General features: G+C 59.4%; 19 protein-coding genes and 1 tRNA gene. 9 read left to right on the forward strand and 11 right to left on the reverse strand.

Annotated elements, in window-relative coordinates:
• From WG78_RS23190 to rplU, 10 genes are all read right to left on the reverse strand, one after another.
• Positions 1-250: hypothetical protein (locus WG78_RS23190; RefSeq protein ID WP_236692076.1), on the reverse strand; the 250-nt coding region annotated here is incomplete at its 3' end.
• A 149-nt stretch (positions 251-399) separates the two neighbouring features.
• Positions 400-1,881, reverse strand: coding sequence for a THUMP domain-containing class I SAM-dependent RNA methyltransferase (locus WG78_RS18290; RefSeq protein ID WP_169788471.1), 1,482 nt, complete (start codon positions 1,879-1,881; stop codon positions 400-402).
• Positions 1,882-1,911: 30 nt separating this feature from the next.
• Complete coding sequence (locus WG78_RS18295) at positions 1,912-2,256, reverse strand: MmcQ/YjbR family DNA-binding protein (RefSeq protein WP_083459355.1); 345 nt, start codon at positions 2,254-2,256, stop codon at positions 1,912-1,914.
• A gap of 79 nt (positions 2,257-2,335) precedes the next feature.
• The gene (locus WG78_RS18300; protein ID WP_053939285.1) at positions 2,336-5,143 is read right to left on the reverse strand and encodes an AAA family ATPase; all 2,808 of its coding nucleotides are present in this window, start codon (positions 5,141-5,143) and stop codon (positions 2,336-2,338) included.
• A complete protein-coding gene (locus tag WG78_RS18305; protein WP_053939286.1) occupies positions 5,144-5,827 on the reverse strand; it encodes a hypothetical protein in 684 nt (227 codons plus the stop codon).
• 13 nt (positions 5,828-5,840) lie between these two features.
• Positions 5,841-7,097 (reverse strand): hypothetical protein, encoded by a 1,257-nt coding sequence (locus WG78_RS18310; protein ID WP_053939287.1) that lies wholly within the window; start codon positions 7,095-7,097, stop codon positions 5,841-5,843.
• A 33-nt stretch (positions 7,098-7,130) separates the two neighbouring features.
• Positions 7,131-8,033, reverse strand: coding sequence for a beta-1,6-N-acetylglucosaminyltransferase (locus tag WG78_RS18315; protein WP_053939288.1), 903 nt, complete (start codon positions 8,031-8,033; stop codon positions 7,131-7,133).
• On the reverse strand, positions 8,017-9,201 hold the full coding sequence (gene obgE, locus WG78_RS18320) for a GTPase ObgE (protein WP_083459357.1): 1,185 nt from the start codon (positions 9,199-9,201) through the stop codon (positions 8,017-8,019). Before obgE ends, WG78_RS18315 begins: the two co-directional genes overlap by 17 nt.
• A gap of 256 nt (positions 9,202-9,457) precedes the next feature.
• Positions 9,458-9,736, reverse strand: a complete 279-nt coding sequence (gene rpmA, locus WG78_RS18325; RefSeq protein WP_053939289.1) for a 50S ribosomal protein L27 — start codon at positions 9,734-9,736, stop codon at positions 9,458-9,460.
• A gap of 21 nt (positions 9,737-9,757) precedes the next feature.
• Positions 9,758-10,069 (reverse strand): 50S ribosomal protein L21, encoded by a 312-nt coding sequence (gene rplU / locus WG78_RS18330; protein ID WP_053939290.1) that lies wholly within the window; start codon positions 10,067-10,069, stop codon positions 9,758-9,760.
• 407 nt (positions 10,070-10,476) lie between these two features.
• On the opposite strand from rplU, the gene ispB reads away from it, so the two are divergent.
• The 5 genes from ispB to WG78_RS18355 all read left to right on the forward strand — a co-directional run bounded on the left by ispB (position 10,477) and on the right by WG78_RS18355 (position 13,255).
• Positions 10,477-11,439 (forward strand): octaprenyl diphosphate synthase, encoded by a 963-nt coding sequence (gene ispB / locus WG78_RS18335; RefSeq protein ID WP_053939291.1) that lies wholly within the window; start codon positions 10,477-10,479, stop codon positions 11,437-11,439.
• 68 nt (positions 11,440-11,507) lie between these two features.
• A tRNA-Pro gene (locus tag WG78_RS18340) sits at positions 11,508-11,584 on the forward strand.
• 148 nt (positions 11,585-11,732) lie between these two features.
• Positions 11,733-12,062 carry a hypothetical protein gene (locus WG78_RS18345; protein WP_152969288.1) on the forward strand — a complete coding sequence of 110 codons (330 nt, stop codon included), beginning with the start codon at positions 11,733-11,735 and terminating at the stop codon, positions 12,060-12,062.
• Positions 12,063-12,087: 25 nt separating this feature from the next.
• A complete protein-coding gene (locus WG78_RS18350) occupies positions 12,088-12,486 on the forward strand; it encodes a hypothetical protein (RefSeq protein WP_152969289.1) in 399 nt (132 codons plus the stop codon).
• Positions 12,487-12,607: 121 nt separating this feature from the next.
• Positions 12,608-13,255 carry a LysE family translocator gene (locus tag WG78_RS18355; RefSeq protein ID WP_053939294.1) on the forward strand — a complete coding sequence of 216 codons (648 nt, stop codon included), beginning with the start codon at positions 12,608-12,610 and terminating at the stop codon, positions 13,253-13,255.
• 12 nt (positions 13,256-13,267) lie between these two features.
• Here WG78_RS18355 and WG78_RS18360 read toward each other — a convergent pair whose 3' ends face one another.
• Positions 13,268-14,086 carry a helix-turn-helix domain-containing protein gene (locus WG78_RS18360; protein WP_236692079.1) on the reverse strand — a complete coding sequence of 273 codons (819 nt, stop codon included), beginning with the start codon at positions 14,084-14,086 and terminating at the stop codon, positions 13,268-13,270.
• Between the two features lie 201 nt (positions 14,087-14,287).
• Here WG78_RS18360 and leuS point away from each other — a divergent pair, with 201 nt between their 5' ends.
• The 4 genes from leuS to rng are packed head-to-tail and all read left to right on the forward strand — an operon-like array spanning position 14,288 to position 19,991.
• Entirely contained in the window at positions 14,288-16,900 is a 2,613-nt protein-coding gene (leuS, locus tag WG78_RS18365) for a leucine--tRNA ligase (RefSeq protein ID WP_053939296.1), read from the forward strand.
• A gap of 53 nt (positions 16,901-16,953) precedes the next feature.
• The gene (locus tag WG78_RS18370) at positions 16,954-17,472 is read left to right on the forward strand and encodes an LPS-assembly lipoprotein LptE (RefSeq protein ID WP_083459361.1); all 519 of its coding nucleotides are present in this window, start codon (positions 16,954-16,956) and stop codon (positions 17,470-17,472) included.
• Positions 17,462-18,499 (forward strand): DNA polymerase III subunit delta, encoded by a 1,038-nt coding sequence (holA, locus tag WG78_RS18375; RefSeq protein WP_053939298.1) that lies wholly within the window; start codon positions 17,462-17,464, stop codon positions 18,497-18,499. The genes WG78_RS18370 and holA overlap by 11 nt, the downstream gene beginning before the upstream one ends.
• 40 nt (positions 18,500-18,539) lie before the next feature.
• Entirely contained in the window at positions 18,540-19,991 is a 1,452-nt protein-coding gene (rng, locus tag WG78_RS18380; RefSeq protein ID WP_053939299.1) for a ribonuclease G, read from the forward strand.
• The last annotated feature ends 201 nt before the right edge of the window (positions 19,992-20,192 follow it).

A 20,192-nucleotide genomic window follows, 5' to 3' on the forward strand; every position in this document is an offset into this window, starting at 1 on the left:
CGCGAATGCTTGTTTGTCTTTCCCAAGCACTCACACTCATCGGCTGTATTTTGTTAAAGATCGTTGCCACCAGACACTTGGAACCTGCTAAACTCTTCGTTTTCGCTGTTTCGCTGTGTGTCTGCAGCGGAGAAACCGAACTATACCCACCACCCTGCAGACCGTCAACACCTGCTCTGCAAAAATCTTCTCCCGAATCCTTAAACCCCTGATCCGCCAGCAAATCTTTGTTAAAGATTTTTGAAGGCAATTCTGAATCCGACCAAATCGGTCTCGACCAGACGGTTAAAACATTCGTATAAAACCTGCTTTAAACGCCATTTAAACGCCATAAAACTGAAAAGCCGCTCGGGTGAGCGGCTTTTGCATATCAATTTGCCTATAAATTAAGCAAATGGATTAACGATTGGACCCTGCCACCAGCTTGAACTCATAAAAGCGGCAATCCAGTGCACCGTTATATATAGGAAGACGGCGCGACGGCGTCAGGCGGATCAGTTTGGGCAGGCGCAGATCGCCTGTCAGCAGCCAGGCACGCCAGCCGCTGAATTGCTGTTTAAGCACATTGCCCAGCTCCGGATAAAACTCCGCCAGCGCATCCAGTTCTTCCAGACGCACGCCATACGGCGGGTTGGCGATCAGCACGCCTTCGGCTGCGGGCGCTTGTTCGGTATCACGCAGGTCGCCTTGCTGCACGTCCACCAAATGATCCAGCCCGGCTGCGACCAGATTATGGCGCGCGCTTTCAACCGCAACGGCATCCCGATCACGTCCCGTGATCGGTGCGCTCAATGTTTCACGCGCAGCGCCACGCGCCTGTTCACGGTAGCCATCCCATTTCTGCGCATCAAAGCCCGACAGACCTTCAAAGCCAAAGCGGCGCAAACGCCCCGGCGCCAGGCCCAATGCAATCTGGGCGGCTTCAATCAGGAAGGTGCCGCTGCCGCACATGGGATCATGCAACGCTTCGTGACCATTCCAGCCCGACAGCAACAACAAACCCGCCGCCAGATTTTCGCGCAACGGCGCATCTACGCTTTCCTGGCGATAACCACGTTTGAACAGCGATTCACCCGAGGTATCTATATAGAGCGTCGCCAGGCGATCGGTCATAAAGATATGGATACGCACATCCGGCGCATGCGTATCCACACTGGGGCGCTCGCCGCAGGCATCGCGGAAGATATCGCACACCGCGTCTTTTACTTTCAATGCAATAAAATCCAGGCTGCGCAGATTACTGCGTTGCGCCGTCACCGAGACCTTGATGGTGCGTTCCACATTAAACAACGCAGGCCAGTCGGTACGGGTGCCCAGACGATATAGATCGGCCTCGCTGCGATACGCGCGTTCATCCAGGCGCAACAGAATGCGGCTGGCGATGCGCGAATGCAGGTTGGCCAGGTACATCAGGTCAATCAGGCCGCGGAAACCCACGCCGCCTTCTTTAACATCGATATCTTGCGCGCCCAGGTTGGCCAGTTCATCGGCCAGCAACTGTTCCAGCCCGCGCGGGCACGGTGCGTAGTATTGCTGGATGGCGGTCCAATCAAACTGGTTGGGCCGCAATGTATTAGAAGCCGCCACCACGCCACCGCTGCCCGTGCCCCGGCTTGATACTGCGGCGGGTCGCCGGCCGGTATGCGAAAACCCGTCGCGACTATCCCGGCCGCGACCGCCGCGGTCATCGGCTTTACGCTCGCCAAACACGCGCGGTGCGCGCTCGGCTTCAGCGTCCGGACGCTTGCCGCCGCTGGCCGCCGCACCCGTCTTGCGGGCGTGGTCGGCTTGCTGTGCGCCCGGCCGTGCCGGTTTACGCGACGGCGCATCCGCAGTCGGCGCAACGCGTGGTGGCAGTTTCAGGGTTTTCTTTTCAGTCATGATGTGCAAATCCAGTACGCCGCAGCCAGGCTACGGCAGGGTACGTCTAAGGGCGGCAGGCAATTTGCGCCGCACCAGAAAATAAGAATGCTGGATCAGTTCAGCCAGCAAGTCATCCGGAATGGCGGCGGGCGTATCCAGCGCAATCCAGTAATAACGCCCCAAATACGGCGCGGGCCGCACACCGGGGCGATCGGTTAGTTCCAGAAAACGGTCAGGCTCGACCTTGATGCAGACCGAGCCACTGTTCAGGCCATAAATGGCAAACATCTTTGCGCCGATGCTGTAGACCTCGTTGGTCTGCCACTTGATATCGGTCGTGGCCCCCGGTTGCGCCGCGCAAAACGCGCGAAACTGCTCGGCCGTCATCGCCATCCACGGTACTCCTTCCCTACGTTGATGGCTGCAGGATAGCAAGCTTCAGCGTGGGTATCGTCCGCACGGCCGTCCAGGATCAGACCGCCGCCTTGGCGCGACGCCGCGTTTGCGCAATCGCAGGCGCCCAGATTTCGCCAGCCTGCTTTTTGCGCGTAGTCAGCGTCAGATCGCTTGGGCCGTAGACGTTGGTGTTGTGCGTCAGCGGCGTGGTAATCAGATATTGCGCCTGGGTGGCTTTCAAGAAACCGCCCACACGATCAATGTTAAAGATATCCAGATGCGCAAACGGCTCGTCGATAAACACAAAGCCAGACGGGTTGGCGTCGTCCATCATCAGGCTGATCAGCATGATCAACGACTTCATCACCTGCTGCCCGCCCGAGGCCTCGCCATCGTTCAGCCCCATCATGCCTTTCTGGTCAAAGTTGAAGCGTACGGTCAGGCCCGCTTGCGCCAGCACGGTGTCATCGTTTTCCAGTTGCGGCAGATCGGTTTCGACATCAATGCCCGACAATTCGCCCAGCCGCTTCAGATTGCGGCCATAGGTACGCACCGTCGCTTTCAGCTTGTTGATATACGCGGCGCGCGCTTCATCGGTCAGTTGCGCGGTGCGTTCGACTTCGTTGCGATGCAGTTGGGTGTCGCGTTCCAGCGCGTGGTAATCCTCGCCCAGCTTGTCACGACGCAATAGCACGGTCTGATCGGTTTCCCAATCGGCTTGCGCCAGCCGCTCGCGCTCGCGCTCGATCATATGGCGCGCTTCGCTCAGACCACCATATTTGTCCTTGTAGGCGCGCAAGCTGGCGCTGCTACGCATTTCGGGCGGCATGCCGGCTTTGGCGTTGCGCAGATCGCGGATGCGGCGGCTTTGCTCATCGCGTTGGCGCGACAACTGGTTCAGCTCGTCATTGACGTGGGCATTAAGGCGGTCACGCCGGTCTTTCAGTTTCTCGAATTGCACGCGACCGTCTTCACGAATCTTGCGCGCTTCGTCCCAGCTGGCTTGCGCCGCCGCCACCGCCGCGCCGGCTTCTTGGGCGCGACGTTGTTCTTCGGGCCAACGCTCTGCGACGGCCGCAAATTCGTCCTGGCGCGCGGCCAACTGCACCACCGCCTGCATACCCATCAACGATTGTTGCAGGGCCGAGGCATCGCGCTCCAGCTCAACCAGCAAGGCCTCGTCTTTCAGCAATTGTTCGTTCAGATCACGCAAGCGACGCGCGGATTCTTGCAGACGCGAAACCCGCGCTGCCTCGCCAAACGCATATTCACCGGGCCGAGCCGAGATATCGCGCGCACCGCGGCGTTCTTTATGAAAGCCATCGCGCGTAATCCACTCGCCATCCAGATGCTGGCCATCGGCCACTGATTTCGCCCGTTGCGTGCGATTAAGCAGGCTCACCAACCATGCGGGCGCATCGGCCTTAAAGTCGACAATCTCAAGAATCGAATTGCCATTGGCGCGGCCCACCTTCTCACGATCCGGCACGATGAAATGGCGGTATTTAAGCTGCTGCCCCAGTTCAAATGCGCGCTGCCGGTCTTGCGGCTTGTCCAGCAGAATGATGTGGCGATACGGGGCCAGCAACGCTTCCACCGCGTCCTGCCAGGTGTTGTCGCGCACCTCCACAATTTCGGTCAGCAATTGATGGCGGATACCCGCTTCGTCCAGCGCCGCGCGCATGCGGTTTACAAAGTCGGGATGCGGCGCCCGGCCCTGGTCCAGCGCAAACTTCATATCGGCCAGTTGCTGGCGTTCATCCTTTTGCACGCGGATGGTTTGTTTCAGTTGATTGGCTTGCTCACGCTTCAGCGCCAGTTGGTCCGCCAACGCCACGCCATCGGCGCCGTTTTCGGCGGCAGCCAGCTGGCGCAGGCGTTCTGCCTCTTTCATGGTTTTTTCGCTGTCGCGCGCGGCATCGCGCGCCGACTGGAACACCGTATAAGCCGCATCGTTTTCGATCCGCGCCGCTTCTTCATGCGTCACCGCAATGGCTTGCGCCGCTTCGCTGTGGCGATAGTGCGCATCCAGCGCGTCCAGTTCATCCTGCTTCTGGCGCAATGATTTGCGCGCGCCGCGGAACTGGTTGATATAGCCGCGCAGGCTTTCCCATTGCTCCACGTACTTCAGCGCAGGGATGGCGTGCTGCTCCAGCGTTTCAATATCACGCTGCAAGCCTTGCCATTCCAGATAGTTGTTGCCGCGCAATTTAAGACGTTCAACGTCCAGGCCCAATTGGCTAAGCTGCTGTTCCATCTTGCCGAGTTCGCCCTCGGCTTCCTTCAGACGCAATTTGGCTTCGGCGTAATGGTCGAGCACCTGCTTGTCGCCAAACACCTGGAACACCAGCTCAAGCAGCGCCTTGGGCGAGTATTCGCACAGCTTGTCGGTGTCGCCCTGCTCCAGCGCCAACACTTCGGCAATCGCGGGCGTCAGGCCGGCTTGTTCCAGCCGACGTTTGTATTCGTTAACGCCCAGCCACTGCACGGTCAGCTCGGTTTGCGCATCCAGCGTGACATCGCCTTCGGCAATTGCGTACTGGCGCACCCAATCACCGCCCTGCTTTTTAATACGGCAAAACAAGGTGACGACTTCAGAGGTGGCCGGGAAAAACAGATACGGAAACAGCCCACCGCCCTGGCGACGCGGGTTGGATACCACGCCGCGCAGCCACGCGTTGTTCTCACGGTTATTGCGCACATAGCGTTTGTAATCGCGCCGGCCCGAGCATTTGAGCGCCAGCAACGTGCGCAGCGCATCCAGCAAGGTGGTTTTGCCGGAGCCATTGGGGCCAACGATGGTGACAATCTGGGCATCCAGCGGCACCTTGATGGCGCGCCAGAAATCCCAGTGGATCATTTCGAGTTCACGAATCTGGAACATTTACAGGTCTTCTCCAGATGCGGAGGAATCAACAGTGGCAACGTCGAGCGCCAATTGCGTGCCCGACAGATCAAGTACTTCGGCCATCGCGCCTTCGATAATGCGCGGCGCCAGTCTGGCGTAGTCGATCATCAGATCGAGCATCGGGCCTTCGTGGATCATCTTGTTGCGGCGGACCACAAAGCCGAGCTTGGCCAGTTGGCCCAGGTTCATCGAAAAGCGCGATTTGCCGCCCAGCTTTTTGCCAAAGTCGGCGTAGATGGCGTCTTCCGGCACGCCCAGCGCCACTTCTTCGCCGCGCGCAATGGGCTTCTCCGAGCCAAACAGATCGGACTGGCCGCCGTTCTTGCTGGCGCGCGCAATCTGGCGCTCGCGCTTGGGCAGAATGATCAGCGCCCACACAATCACCAGCAAAGCGATCGCATCGCGCGGCAGACCCATATTGTTGGACAGCCAGTTATCGCCTTCGCCAAACACCCAGTCTTCCATCTCGGGTTTAAGGCCGATGGCGATGTGCTCGGCGTACGGGTTCTCCAGCAATTGCATGCCGCAATCGTCCAGACGCCGGTCGAGCATGTCGCGAAATACTTCGTCGACCAGCGCGCGACGCGCCAGCGGGTCTTTGCGCGGAATAAAACGGTGGGCGAACAGGCGCGCCAGCAGAATATTTAAAGCTTGATCCATAACGGGTACCTGGTCAGAGCGGCTTAAGCCGGCCACGCGTGAGCGCAGCCACTTCGGGGTGATCAATCAGGTCGACAACATCATCGGTCTCAAACGCCAGCGGCAGCTTGACCAGGTCGGCGACGATGCTTTGCTCCAGCGCGGCCTCGCGGTCACCCAGCAGCGACAACAGCGACAGACGATAGGCGGTTTCGGCATAGGTATCGGCCAGCACGGCGTCGGTGAGCGGCGTTTCGAGCTTGATGTTTTGCAGCAGCTCAAACAGTTCTTCGGCATGCCACAGGCGCTCGGCTTCAGCGGCGCTGACATTGGGCGATTCTTCCGAAGCGGGCAGCTCGCTGACGATCTCCTCAACGCGTTCGCGCTCAAGGATTTCAAATTCGGTTACGTCCAGCAGCAAATCCGAAACCGCAAAGGCGGGCTCGGGATGAAAACTGAGTAGATCGCGGCCCAGATCGGCCAGTTGTTCTTGCGAGCGGCCGCGCAGCCAGTCCGACACATTGGTCGAGGTCAGCCCGGACTGGCCCAGATGCACGCGTTGCGCCGCCAGTTCGGCCAGGCGGCGCTGGAATACGCCGGTCATATTAAGCATGCGGCCTTGCGACAGCGCGATGGCTTGTGCAATTTGCTGCACGCGGCGCTCGCCCGATTCGTCTTCGAGCACGGCGCGGACCACTTCGGTGCCCTTTTCCACCCACTTCCACACGCTATCTAGCTTGGCGCGCGCGCTGCGGATCTGATGTTCGGATTGCGATTCAAGCGCTTGCTCAAAATCGCCATGCAATTCGGTCAGCCGCGCCTGCAAATGCTGCAGCGATTCGGTCGAGATATTGCCCACAGCCTGGCCCGCTGCCACTTGCGCGGTCAGATAGCCGAGTTCGGCATCGCCATCGGCAAATTGCGTCAGCGTGGCCACCGCTGCCAAGGCCACGCGGCCCGGTTCGGACAGGCCGTACAACCCTTCGTCGCTATCCCACACCAGCAAGCCGTTATCGCGCAGCCGCTTTAACACGGTGTCGCGCTTGATGGCATTGATATAACTGAAATGGCTTTCCAGCTCTTGCGGGCTCCAGCGTGGCGCTTCGGCGCGCGAGCCAATCTCACGCAGGATCAGCAGCCGCACCATGACTTCGTCTTCGCCACCGCGAAACAGCGTGATCAACGCATCCAGATACGGACGCGCACGCAGCAGCCCGGCCAGCGGTCCGAGATCAGCCGGGTCGACGCCGGGCTGAAAAAAATCAGCAAAGGGGGAATCTGGATTCAACATGCAACCGCGAGGTAAAACGAGGAAAGCGGCATTCTACGACGGCTGGCGATCTGGCGTCGCATTGCGGATGCCATCGAGCGCCTGATCCAGCGCGGTGGTCACGCGGCCGTCGGGGGCAAACTTGCGCGCCAACAGCGCCGGGCTGGCTAGAAGCTCAGGAATATCGCCGTCTTGCCAGGTATAGGGCGACCACGCCCCGTCTTGCCAACGAATCAGCCGCAGATTATTACGCAGCACGCGCGGTGCAAACGAGGTCTGCATCAGCACGCTCTGGAAAAACATTTCGTCCGGCACGGCGGTGCGGGCAAAAAAGCGCAGTACTTCGGGATGCTGTTCGCAAAACGCCAGGAGGGCGCGGCAAGCCGGAGCCGACAGCGTCCACCATTGCGAGCCCGCAAAAATCTGCGGCACGGCCACCGGCGGATAGCGCCGCCACCCCAGTCGTTGCACCGCGCGCTGCAGCTTTTGCCACAGCTTGCCGATCGGCTTGCCGTGCCAGCTTTGCGGATGCCAGGTTTGCCAGCGATAGCGCACGTCAAACTGTGCTTCGGTGCGGATATCGATAAAGCCGTCGGTGGTTTGCGCGGCGAGGAAACGGGCGATGTCTGTGTGTGTCTGCAGCGGATAATCCGCGCCCGACAACAACGTCGCCCAGGCACAGCCATCGGCCAGCGCGGCGCGCATTAAATCGAGGGTGGCAGAAACCAGAGAGAAACCGCCCCAGTAGCAGGGGCGGCGGGCGATGAACTGAACGTCCATGCCAGCAGGCACAGCGGCCTGCATTGCGGCAAAAGTCTGGGCCGAAGCACGCGCATCCACATGCACGTAGCAACGGCCACCCGCCAGTCGCTTAAGCAAGCGGCCCAGTTGCTGCGGGTGGTCATGCGCAAGAATCAGCCACGCCAGGCGTGGCGCTTGCTCAGTTATCGTCGCCATCCACGTGGGCCAGCGCGCGGGCACATTCTTCCGGCGTCAGACCTTCGCAAATATTGTGCGGCGCGATTTCTGGGATAGGTACCACATTGGCGCGCGCGGCTTCTTTCTTCAGTTCGCGCACGGCATCCAGGTAATCCATGATCGCCCAGGTCAGTTCGCGCGTGCCATCGCCAGTCAGGCCAGAAATGGTAAACAGACGCGGACGGGCCGGATCGAACGCGGCGTATTCGTCTTGCGGGGTCTGGTCCCAACCATAGGCATCAAGGAAGGCTTTGACGCGCGCGTCGCGCTCTTCTTCCGGGATCATGTCCAGCTTGTTGAGCACCAGCCAGCGCGGCTTGTTGTACAGGTTCTCATCGTATTTGCGCAGTTCTTCGACGATGGCTTTGGCTTCGGCCACCGGATCGGTTTCTTCGCTAAACGGCGCCAGATCCACCAGATGCAGCAATACGCCAGTACGTTGCAAATGCTTGAGGAAGCGATGGCCCAGGCCCGCGCCATCGGCGGCGCCTTCGATCAGACCGGGGATATCAGCCACCACAAAGCTGCGGTTGTCATCGATACGCACCACGCCCAGATTGGGGTGCAGCGTGGTAAACGGATAATCCGCCACTTTCGGGCGTGCAGCCGATACAGCGCGGATAAAGGTGGATTTGCCGGCATTGGGCATGCCCAGCAGGCCCACATCAGCGAGCACTTTCAGCTCAAGCTTGATGGTGCGGGTTTCGCCTGGCTCGCCCGGCGTGGTTTGACGCGGCGCGCGGTTGATCGACGATTTGAAATGGATATTGCCCCAGCCGCCCTTGCCGCCCTTGGCGATGACCACGCGTTGGCCGTCATGGGTTAAATCAGCCAGCACTTCGTCGGTTTCGGCATCCATGATGACCGTGCCGACCGGCATGCGCAGTTCGACTTCGTCGCCGGCCTTGCCGTAGCAATCGGCGCCGCGGCCCGATTCACCGTCTTGCGCCTTGTAACGTTTTACAAAGCGATAGTCGACGAGGGTGTTGATGTCTTCATCTGCCACCGCCCACACACTGCCGCCCCGACCGCCATCACCGCCATCCGGACCACCGCGGGGGATGAATTTTTCGCGGCGCATACTGGCCGACCCCTTGCCGCCCTTGCCGGCGAGTACTTCAATTCTGGCTTCGTCAATAAATTTCATGTTGGGACTCTTGTGTGAGCGTATGGGCAAGGTGCGCGCAGTAAGACACCACACCCGTCGCGTTATGTGCGACAGGCGCCCTGGTCGTAGCGGATCAAAAACGGGCAGCGCCCGCGGCTTTAACTCGATAAAGATAGAGCCATATTGATCAAGAGCAAGAGGCAGCTTGTAACTACGCCTGCAAACTTGAGCCTCTTACAAAAGAAAAAAGCCCTATCCGAGGATAGGGCTTTCAAGCTGCGAGGTCGCTAAAGCCTTAGGCTTGCGCTTCTTCGCCAACGTACGGGGTCACGATCACGGTGCGACGCTTTTGCGCGCCCTTGATCGCAAATTGCACGTAACCATCAACCAGTGCGAACAGGGTATGGTCTTTGCCCATGCCGACGTTCTCGCCCGGATGAAATTCAGTACCGCGTTGGCGGATGATGATGGAACCAGCGTTGATCAGCTCACCGCCGTATACCTTCACGCCAAGACGCTTGGCCTGTGAGTCGCGACCGTTGCGCGAACTACCGCCTGCTTTTTTGTGTGCCATGGTGTTTTAGCTCCTGACAGATTACGCGTCGATCGAATCGATGCGGATTTCAGTGTAGTTCTGGCGATGGCCTGCGTGCTTCTGGTAGTGCTTACGGCGACGCATCTTGAAGATGCGAACCTTTTCGCCACGACCGTGGGAAACCACGGTTGCCTTGATGGAAGCGCCGGCGACCACAGGGGTCCCGATCGTCACTGCGTCACCGTTTGCCACCATCAATACTTCATTCAGTACGATCTGGCTGTCGATGTCTGCAGCAATCTGTTCTACTTTAAGTTTTTCGCCAATGACAACTTTGTACTGCTTGCCACCGGTTTTTACGACTGCATACATTTAACAAGCTCCAAAGAGTTTGCACCCAAAAAAACCATGCCGCGAACGGCACAGCCCTCCGCCCACGCGAAGGAATCGGCGAATATACGCAATCTTTCTTTCCCGGTCAATCACTTAGGCCAAATGGACGGTTGCAGCCACCCAGCCCGCCGCCGCATAGGGTGGGTCTGGACCCACCGACCAAAGTGATATGCCAGGGACGCGCTACGTCGCCGACGGCTTGGTCAGCCGGGTCCTGGCCAACTCCATGCCCAGCGCCAGCCCCTGATGTTGCCCCCTGGCCAGCGCCAGACCGGGCCAACGTAAACCCGCCTTGCAAGCCGTCCGCCGCTTGAATCGTGTTAATATCCCGGCGGCTTTATCTCTCACCTTTTTTATCAGATACGCAAAGCGAGGCGCTCGTGGCAATGGAGTTTGTCAAATCGGTAGTCGACCAGAACATGAACCAGGTCGATGCCTTGATCCGCAAACAGCTCTATTCCGATGTAGTGCTGGTCCGCCAGGTCGCGGAATACATTGTGGCCTCGGGCGGCAAGCGTCTGCGCCCCATGCTGGTGTTGCTGTCGGCCGAAGCGCTGGGCTATCAGGGCGAACATCACCGCACGCTCGCAGCCGTCATCGAATTTATCCACACCGCCACGCTGCTGCATGACGACGTCGTGGACGAATCCAGCCTGCGCCGCGGCCGTGATACCGCCAATGCCGTGTTCGGCAACGCCGCCAGCGTGCTGGTGGGCGACTTTGTCTATACCCGCTCGTTCCAGATGATGGTGTCGGTGGGTTCGATGCGCGTGATGCAAGTGCTGGCCGAAGCCACCAACATCATCGCGGAAGGCGAAGTGCTGCAGCTGATGAATATCGGCAATATTGATATCGATGAAGCAGGCTACCTGCACGTTATCCAGTACAAAACCGCCAAGCTGTTCGAAGCCGCCACCCGCCTGGGCGCAATTCTGTCGGGGGCCGACGCCGATACCGAAGCGGCATTTGCCCGCTACGGCATGCATCTGGGCACCGCGTTCCAGATTATCGATGACGTGCTCGATTACTCCGGCCAGACCGACGAAATCGGCAAGAACCTGGGCGACGACCTGGCCGAAGGCAAGCCCACGCTGCCGCTGATCTACGTGATGCAACACGGCGCGCCCGAGCATGCGCAGGCCGTACGCGAAGCGCTGACCGAAGCCAGCCGCGACCGCTTTGACGACGTCTCGCGCGCCATTGCCGCGACCGGCGCATTGGAATACGCCCGCAAAATCGCCGCCGAAGAAGCCGCTCGCGCCAAGGCCGAACTGGCGAATATCCCCGACAACCCGGCCCGCCAGGCCATGCTGATGCTGGCCGATATCGCAATTTCCCGAAACAGTTGACAGCTTGAAAGCCCGACTGTAATAATCCGGGCTCTTCGCGATTGACGCAGTTTTATTTCGCAAGAATTCGGGGTGTAGCTTAGCCTGGTAGAGCGCTACGTTCGGGACGTAGAGGCCGGAGGTTCGAATCCTCTCACCCCGACCAGAATATGAAAGTTAAATGCAGCGAGTTCTCGGACTCGCTGTTTTTACGTCCGCCGTCTGCGTGGCAAAACGCTGGCCCTTGTACCGCCTCTCGCCAGCGCCTCTTCAAACATCCTCGCAATCGGCCCTACCATGGAGCCTTTGCCGCGATGCCCCGATCAGCACTGATTTCTGCGTTATTGCTCGCCAGCCTGTCTTTGTCCCTCAACGCCCGCGCGGAAACCGACCCGTGGGCCAATTACGACAAAGTACTCAAGACCTTGCCCAAAGACGCCGCCGCAACGCTGGACCGCGGCGTTAGCTGCAATCATTTCAGCGGTGAAATCAACGGCGATAATTCGGCCGCGGACAAGCAGACCTTCCGTGAGATGAAAAAGCTGAAGTGCGGCACGGTCGATCAAGATATCGCTTCGGTAAAAAACAAATATAAAAACAATAAAGCGGTGGTCAATGCCATCCAGGTCTATTACGAGAACTGACGTTATGAACAGGCCGCGCATTATCATGACCTCGCTGCTGTTTGCGGCCTCGGCGTTCTGCCTGGCCGACAACAACCCGCTGGTGGGTCAGTTCGGGCACGACTTTACCCAACGCAAAGACGAACCCGTCTGGGAAATCAAAAAGGACGGCGCGCAATACCAGCTCCGTTCCGTAGCCCCCGGCGAGACCGCTCAGGCAGCACATTCATTGAGCGATGCTGAACGACGCAAATTCTGGCAGACGATGAGCTGGCCGGAAGACACCAGCGCCGCCGCGCAGTGCGTTGGCGACAGCGAACACATGCTGTGTTTCGTCCCGGCCGCGACTCGGCAAAAGATCGATTGGCTGAAGTCCAACAAGTCCGATTACTTTTACTACGACCAGGCTGCCGGCGTGATGCAAGCGCAAAAGGTCGCGCACTAAGTCGGCATAAGGGGCCGAACCCCACCTTGCCTGCACGGGGAACGCGCAATTTCTTCCAATACAGGTGAGCGCAGCGCCGCCACAATGGCGCTCCTTTGCTACCTGATCATCCCGTCCGCCCATGAGCACCGTATCCAACGGCTTTCTGCTTTCGCTGTCTTTATGTCTGGATATTGGCGTGGTCAATATCGCGATGATGACGGCCGCTATGCAACACAATTTCTGGCGCGGTTTCTGGCTGGGCATGGGGTCGTGCGTGGGCGATCTGATCTACGCCATCCTGGCGCTGGCGGGCATGACTGCACTGTTGCAGTTTCCGGCGGTGCGTTGGGCCATGTGGATAGGTGGTGGGATCGTGCTGGTCATTCTGGCCATCAAGATGATCCGCTCCGCCTTGCATGCGGCAGCCGATCTGGAACGCAAAGCCGCGCCCATCGAAGGCGGCTATGCCCAGCAAGCCGTCAAAGGCATGTTGTTAGCCCTGTCTTCGCCATCGGCGATTGTGTGGTTTGCCGCAGTGGGCGGCGCATTGATTGCGCAATCGGGCGTACAGGGCTGGCAGGCCACCGGCTTGTTCCTCAGCGGCTTTCTGGCGGCGGGCGTGGTGTGGACGATTTCAATCTGTCTGGTGGCGCGCCAGGGCGGCAAGTTGTTTGGCGCACGTGCGCTGACTTATTGCTACTACGCCTCGGCCGCGCTGTTTGCCTTCTTTGCCTGGCAAGTCATCACGTCGGGCTACAGTCATTTTATTGTTGGCGGCGCGCCCTGATCAGCGGCGCGATCATGCCGGGCAAGCAAATTGCGTCGCCACGGCGAAGCGCAGCGGACTAATCCCCATCACCTTGCGAAACGCATTGCTGAAGTGGCTGAGATCATAAAAGCCTAATCCCAGCGCCACATCCTGAATATGCCGCCCCAGCCGCAAACGCCGACGCGCCTCAATCAGCCGCAATTGCATGTGATACGCCAACGGCGGCATCCCCACTGCGGCTTTAAAGGTGCGGATTAAATGATGCTTGCTGACATTGCCGATGGCGGCCAGTTGTTCCAGCCCGATGGGAGCATCCAGATGCGCGCGCAAGTAATCCAGCACGCGCCCCAGCATTTGCGTATCCACCGAGCTGGTCGTGGCTGCCGGGCAGGTCGCGCCATTTGCCAGCAGCGCGGCAGTCAATTCCAGCATGGCCGTCTCAACATCGCCTTCCAGCGGCTGACGCGCCGCGCGGTAGCAAGCCAGAATCGCCTGCAATACCGCGGCATTGCTAAACGCGCCCTGGTTTAATTCGGGCGCAACGGCGCGCGTGCGCCAACCGTTCTCAGCGGCCACAGTGGCAAGGCGTTGCGGCTCTATATATAGAGACACAAAATCAGCGCTGCCGGTGGTTGTGTCAAACGTCGAAGCTTGCACGGCCTCGGGGTTGTACACCGTTACCGAATGCGCGTTGGCCGTAAACTCACGCCCATCCACCCAGATTTGCTCGCTGCCGGACAAATTGGCGCCGACCACATATTCGGCGTGTGTGTGGCGTGGAAAACGGGCGGCCGTCTGCGCCTGCAGTCGCGCCACTTCCATCCCTTCTACGCGATACAACTCCGCCATCTCGATCACGATTGCGCCTCCGGTTGGCCAGATCGCTTTATAACATGATCACCCTGCCGCTTCGTTTGCGGCCGGTTGCGCCAGCGCATGCGACCGACCGATCGGGGCGGGCGGGCGTTTTTTGCGGGCGTTACATCCCCTTTTTATCGCGCCGCCCTTTATAATTCCCGCCTTTGAATCGATTTTTTCCGGACCCAAGCCATGCAAGAGCAATACAACCCGGCCGAAGTGGAAGCCGCTGCACAACGTGAGTGGGAACAACATCAAACTGACCGCTCGCTGGAAGACACCAGCAAGCCCAAGTATTACTGTCTGTCGATGTTTCCGTATCCGTCCGGCAAGCTGCACATGGGCCACGTGCGCAACTACACCATCGGCGATGTGCTGAGCCGTTATATGCGCATGAACGGGTACAACGTGCTGCAGCCGATGGGCTGGGATGCATTTGGTATGCCGGCCGAAAATGCCGCCATCAAGAATGGCGCGCCGCCTGCGGCCTGGACCTACGAAAACATCGATTACATGAAAAAACAGCTCAAGTCGCTGGGTCTGGCGATTGACTGGGAACGTGAAATCGCTACCTGCAAGCCGGACTACTACCGCTGGGAGCAATGGCTGTTTACGCGCTTGTTCAAGAAGGGCGTGGTTTACAAGAAAACCGGCGTGGTCAACTGGGATCCGGTCGACAACACCGTGCTGGCCAACGAGCAAGTTGAAAACGGCCGTGGCTGGCGTTCGGGCGCGTTGGTGGAAAAGCGCGAAATCCCGATGTATTACTTCCGCATCACCGATTACGCCGATCAATTGCTGCAAGATCTGGATCAACTGGATGGCTGGCCCGAGCAGGTCAAAACCATGCAGCGCAACTGGATCGGCAAGAGCTTTGGCGCTGAAGTCGCCTTTGATTACGACGTCGATAGCGTCGGCGAAGCGGGCCAGCTCAAGGTTTACACCACGCGCCCCGATACGCTGATGGGCGCCACCTACGTCGCCATCGCCGCCGAACACCCGCTGGCTACGCTGGCCGCGCAAAAAAATCCGGCGCTCAACGACTTTATTGCGGAGTGCAAATCCGGTTCGGTGGCAGAAGCCGATGTCGCCACCATGGAAAAGAAAGGCCAGCCTACTGGCCAGTTTGTGGTGCATCCGCTTACCGGCGCCAAACTGCCGGTCTGGATTGCCAACTACGTGCTGTGGGGCTACGGCGAAGGCGCAGTCATGGCCGTGCCGGCGCACGACGAACGCGACTTTGAATTCGCCAATAAATACACGCTGCCCATCGTGCAGGTCTACGCCCCCAAAGCGGGCGACCAGGCTTATGACAGCACGCAGTGGCAAGACTGGTACGGCAACAAGGACGATAGTCTGGTCACCACCAACAGCGGCAAATACGACGGCCTGAGCTATCAAGCCGCGTTCGATGCCGTGGTAGCTGATCTGGCCAATAACACGCACGGCACCAAGCGCACGCAATATCGCCTGCGCGACTGGGGTATCAGCCGTCAACGTTACTGGGGCTGCCCGATTCCCATCGTGCATTGCGCCGATTGCGGCGACGTGCCGGTGCCGGAAGACCAGTTGCCGGTGGTGCTGCCTGAAAACGTGGTGCCGGATGGCCGTGGCAATCCGCTGGCCAAAATGCCCGAATTCTACGAAACCACCTGCCCGACTTGCGGCAAACCAGCGCGTCGCGAGACCGACACGATGGATACCTTTGTCGAATCGTCGTGGTACTACGCCCGTTACACCTCGCCCGATGCGCAAACCGGCATGGTGGATGAGCGCGCTAAATACTGGCTGGATGTCGACCAATACATTGGCGGCATCGAACACGCGATCCTGCATTTGCTGTACGCGCGCTTCTTCCACAAGCTGATGCGCGATGAGGGCCTGATCCACACCGATGAACCATTCCGCAATCTGCTGACGCAAGGCATGGTGGTGTGCGAGACGTTCTATCGCGAACACGCCGATGGCAAAAAAGACTGGTTTAACATCGTTGACCTCGATCTGGAACGCGATGCCAAAGGCCGCATTACCAGCGCCGTCGCCAAGGCCGACGGCCTGCCGGTCACGATTGGTGGCGTCGAAAAGATGTCCAAATCCAAGGGCAATGGCGTTGATCCGCAAGCGCTGATCGAGAAATACGGCGCGGACACTGCCCGCCTGTTCATGATGTTTGCCGCGCCGCCGGAGCAAAGCCTGGAATGGTCGGACGCCGGCGTGGAAGGCGCCAACCGCTTTCTGCGTCGTCTGTGGCGCATGGTGCACGAGCATGTCGCACAAGGCGCCGTCGCTGCGTATGCCAGTGGCGAGCTGTCGGCCGAGCTGAAAGCGCTGCGGTTTGCCCTGCACAGCACCATCCAGAAAGTCAGCGATGACTTTGGCCGGCGCAAGCAATTCAATACCGCGATCGCCGCTGTGATGGAACTGTTGAACACGCTGGCTAAAGCACCGGTGGCTGATACCGCTGGCCGCGCCGTTGCGCAAGAAGTGCTGGAAACCGCGGTCAAGATTCTGGCCCCGATCGTGCCGCACGCCACCAACGCGTTGTGGGATGCGCTGAAGCCGGGCTCGCGTCTGGCCGAACAAAGCTGGCCCAAAGCTGATGCGTCGGCGCTGGTACAGGATGAAATCGACATGGTGGTGCAGGTAAACGGCAAGCTGCGTTCGACCATCCGCGTGAGCAAGGACGCCAGCAAAGCGTCGATCGAAGCCCTGGCGCTGGCCGACGAGAACGTGCAGCGTTTTGTTGAAGGCACGCCCAAGAAAGTAATCGTGGTGCCGGGCCGCCTGGTCAATATCGTCGCGTAATCAGTGCCAGAGCGCCGACACGAACGTTCGCTACATAGATAAAGGTTGAGGCAATGACCCAGACGTTACGCCGGATTACGGCGGTTTTGCTACTTGCGCTGCTTACGGCATGTGGTTTTCATTTGCGCGGCAAGGGCGACACCGCCGGCTTCGCCTATCCGCAGGTTTATGTGGAAGGGGGCGGCGGCACGGCGGAGCAACTGCGCAGTTACTTGCCGCTGCTGGATGGCATCAAAGTGTCGAAAACGCCCGTCGAAAACGCCACCGCCAAGGTCGTAATCATCGGCGAGAAGGTCGACAATATTGTGCTGACCATTAATAGCTCGGGCCAGGCCACCGAATACAAAGTGGTGCTGACCGTCAGCTTTAGCGCGTTCCGCCCTGATGCCACCGCGTTGATGACCGACCAGAAAGTCACGCTGTCGCGCAGCTATTCCTATGATCCCAACAATCCGATCGCCATGAACGGCGAATCGGACCGCCTGGTGCGCGACATGCAGCAAGATGCCGTGCAACTGATCCTGCGCCGCATCAACGCCGTCGCCGCCCGTGACAAAGCCAATGCGCAGTGACGAACTGGCCCGCCATCTAAAAGGCGGGCTATCGCCGCTTTACGTGCTGCACGGCGACGAAGCGTTTCTGACGCTCGAAGCCGCGCAGGCGTTGCGTGACGCGGCGCGCCAGCACGGCTACGCCGAGCGTGAAGTGATGACCGTCGAAGCGGGCTTCTCGTGGAGCCAGCTGGGTATGGTTGGTAACAGCTTCTCGCTGTTCTCGGAAAAAAAACTGCTCGAATTACGCATTCCCACCGGCAAGCCGGGCGTTGAAGGCGCAAAGGCGCTGGAAGCGTTCGCCAACCGCTTGCCGCCCGACACCGTCACCGTGGTGCAGCTGCCCAAGCTGGACCGTACCGCGCAAAACGGCAAATGGTTTCAGGCCCTTAGCCAGCACGGCCAGGTGGTCGAAGCGCGTCCGGTGGAGCGCGGCGCATTGCCCGCCTGGATGAATGCGCGGCTGACGCTGCAACAGCAAAGCCTGGACGCCGATGCAATGCGTTTTCTGGTCGACCGCGTGGAAGGCAACCTGTTTGCCGCGCACCAGGAAATCCAGAAACTGGGCCTGCTGCATCCGCCCGGCACGCTTAACCTGGAACAAGTGCGCGCCGCCGTCGCCAATGTGGCGCGCTTTGACGTGTTCCAGCTGGGTGAGGCCTTGCTGGCCGGCGACGCCACGCGCTTTGTGCGCATGCTGCACGGCCTGCGCGCCGAAGGCGAAGCGCCGCATCTGGTACTGTGGGCGGTGGCCGAAGAAGTGCGCAGCCTGTGGCGACTGGCGCATGGCAAGGCGCACGGCCACAATATGGCGCAGCTGATGAAAGAAAACCGCGTGTGGGGCGCCAAACAAGCGCTGGTGGAACGCGCGCTGGACCGTGTTGATGGCACACTGCTACGCGACGCGTTGGCCCACGCCGCCCGCATCGACCAGATGAACAAAGGCGTAGGCCAGGGCGATGCATGGGATGAGCTGCTGGCCATGTGCCTGCCTTTGTTAAAAACCCCAAAACCCAACCGACCGGATTTGCCGCGCCGCGCCGCGTAACCTTGTTGCGGCGCTTGACGATAGAGCCAGAGAGCCGACCATGAAAGAGCAGATCCTCGTAAACATTACTCCGCAAGAAACGCGCGTCGCCACCGTCGAAGATGGCGTGGTGCAAGACATTCATATCGAACGTACGCAGCAACGCGGGTTGGTGGGCAATATCTATCTGGGCGTGGTCAAACGCGTGCTGCCCGGCATGCAAAGCGCGTTTATCGAAATCGGACTGGAACGCGCGGCGTTTCTGCATATCGCCGACGTCATCGAGCAACGACAACATCCCAACGACGAACTGCGCATTGAAAAACTGGTGCACGAAGGCCAGCCCGTCGTCGTACAAGTTATCAAAGACCCGATCGGCACCAAAGGCGCGCGGCTGTCGACGCAAGTGAGCATTGCTGGCCGTTTTCTGGTGTTTTTGCCGCAGGAAAAACACATCGGCATCAGCCAGCGCATCGAGAACGGCGACGAGCGCGAACACCTGCGCAACCGCATGGCGCGCCTGCTGCCGCCTGACCATCTGGGCTATATCATCCGCACCTCGGCCGACCATGCCACCGATGCCGAACTGCTGGCCGATATCGATTATCTGAATCGCATCTGGGCCGATATCAAACAGAAATCGCAAACGCTGCCGGCCAAATCGTTGTTGTTTCAGGATCTTTCTTTGCAACTGCGCACACTGCGCGATATGGTCAATACGGAGACCGAAGAAGTACTGGTGGATTCGCGCGAGAACTTTAACAAGATGCGCGAGTTTGCCGAATCATTCGTCGCCGACGTGCTGCCGCGCGTGCAGCACTACGTAGGCGAACGCCCCCTGTTTGAGCTGTACGGCGTGGAAGCCGAAATAGAACGCGCGATGGCGCGCCGCGTAAACCTGAAGTTTGGCGGCTACCTGATCATCGACCAGACCGAAGCGATGACCACCATCGACGTCAACACCGGCGGCTTTGTCGGCCACCGCTCGTTTGATGACACCATCTTCAAAACCAACCTGGAAGCCACCCACGTGATCGCGCGGCAACTGCGCCTGCGCAACCTGGGCGGCATCATCATCGTCGACTTTATCGATATGGATAACGACGCGCACCGCACTGCGGTGATGGACGAACTGCAAAAGTCTTTGTCGCGCGACCGCACCAAGGTCACCGTGTCGGGCTTCACCAGCCTCGGTTTGATCGAGATTACGCGCAAACGCACGCGCGAAAGCCTGGCCCACGTTTTATGCGAACCCTGCCCCACCTGCCAGGGCCGCGGCCAGATCCGCACCGCCGCCACCGTCTGCTACGAAATCCTGCGCGAAATCTTGCGCGAAGAACGCCAGTTCCAGGCGCGCGAGTACCGGATTTTGGGGTCGCAAAATGTGATTGATATGTTTCTGGATGAGGAATCGGCCAGCCTGGCGCAGCTGGTCGACTTTATCGGCAAACCGATCTATTTGCAGGTGGAGACGGCGTATACGCAGGAGCAGTTTGATGTGGTGCTGGTGTAACGCCTGCACCTGCCGTGGCACCACGCTTCGGTTGCAATAGCAGCCCCTCCGCCGACAGTGCATATGAGGCCCCCTGCCACTGCCCATCACGCTTCAAGATATCCTCTTCGGTAAGTTTTCTTATTTTGCTCTGGTTTTCGATACAGTCGCTTTAGAATGGCCGCCTGTTCAGAAAACCTACTGGACCAGGCGGCAGCCTGG

It is taken from the genome of Amantichitinum ursilacus (assembly GCF_001294205.1).
GTDB lineage: Bacteria > Pseudomonadota > Gammaproteobacteria > Burkholderiales > Chitinibacteraceae > Amantichitinum > Amantichitinum ursilacus.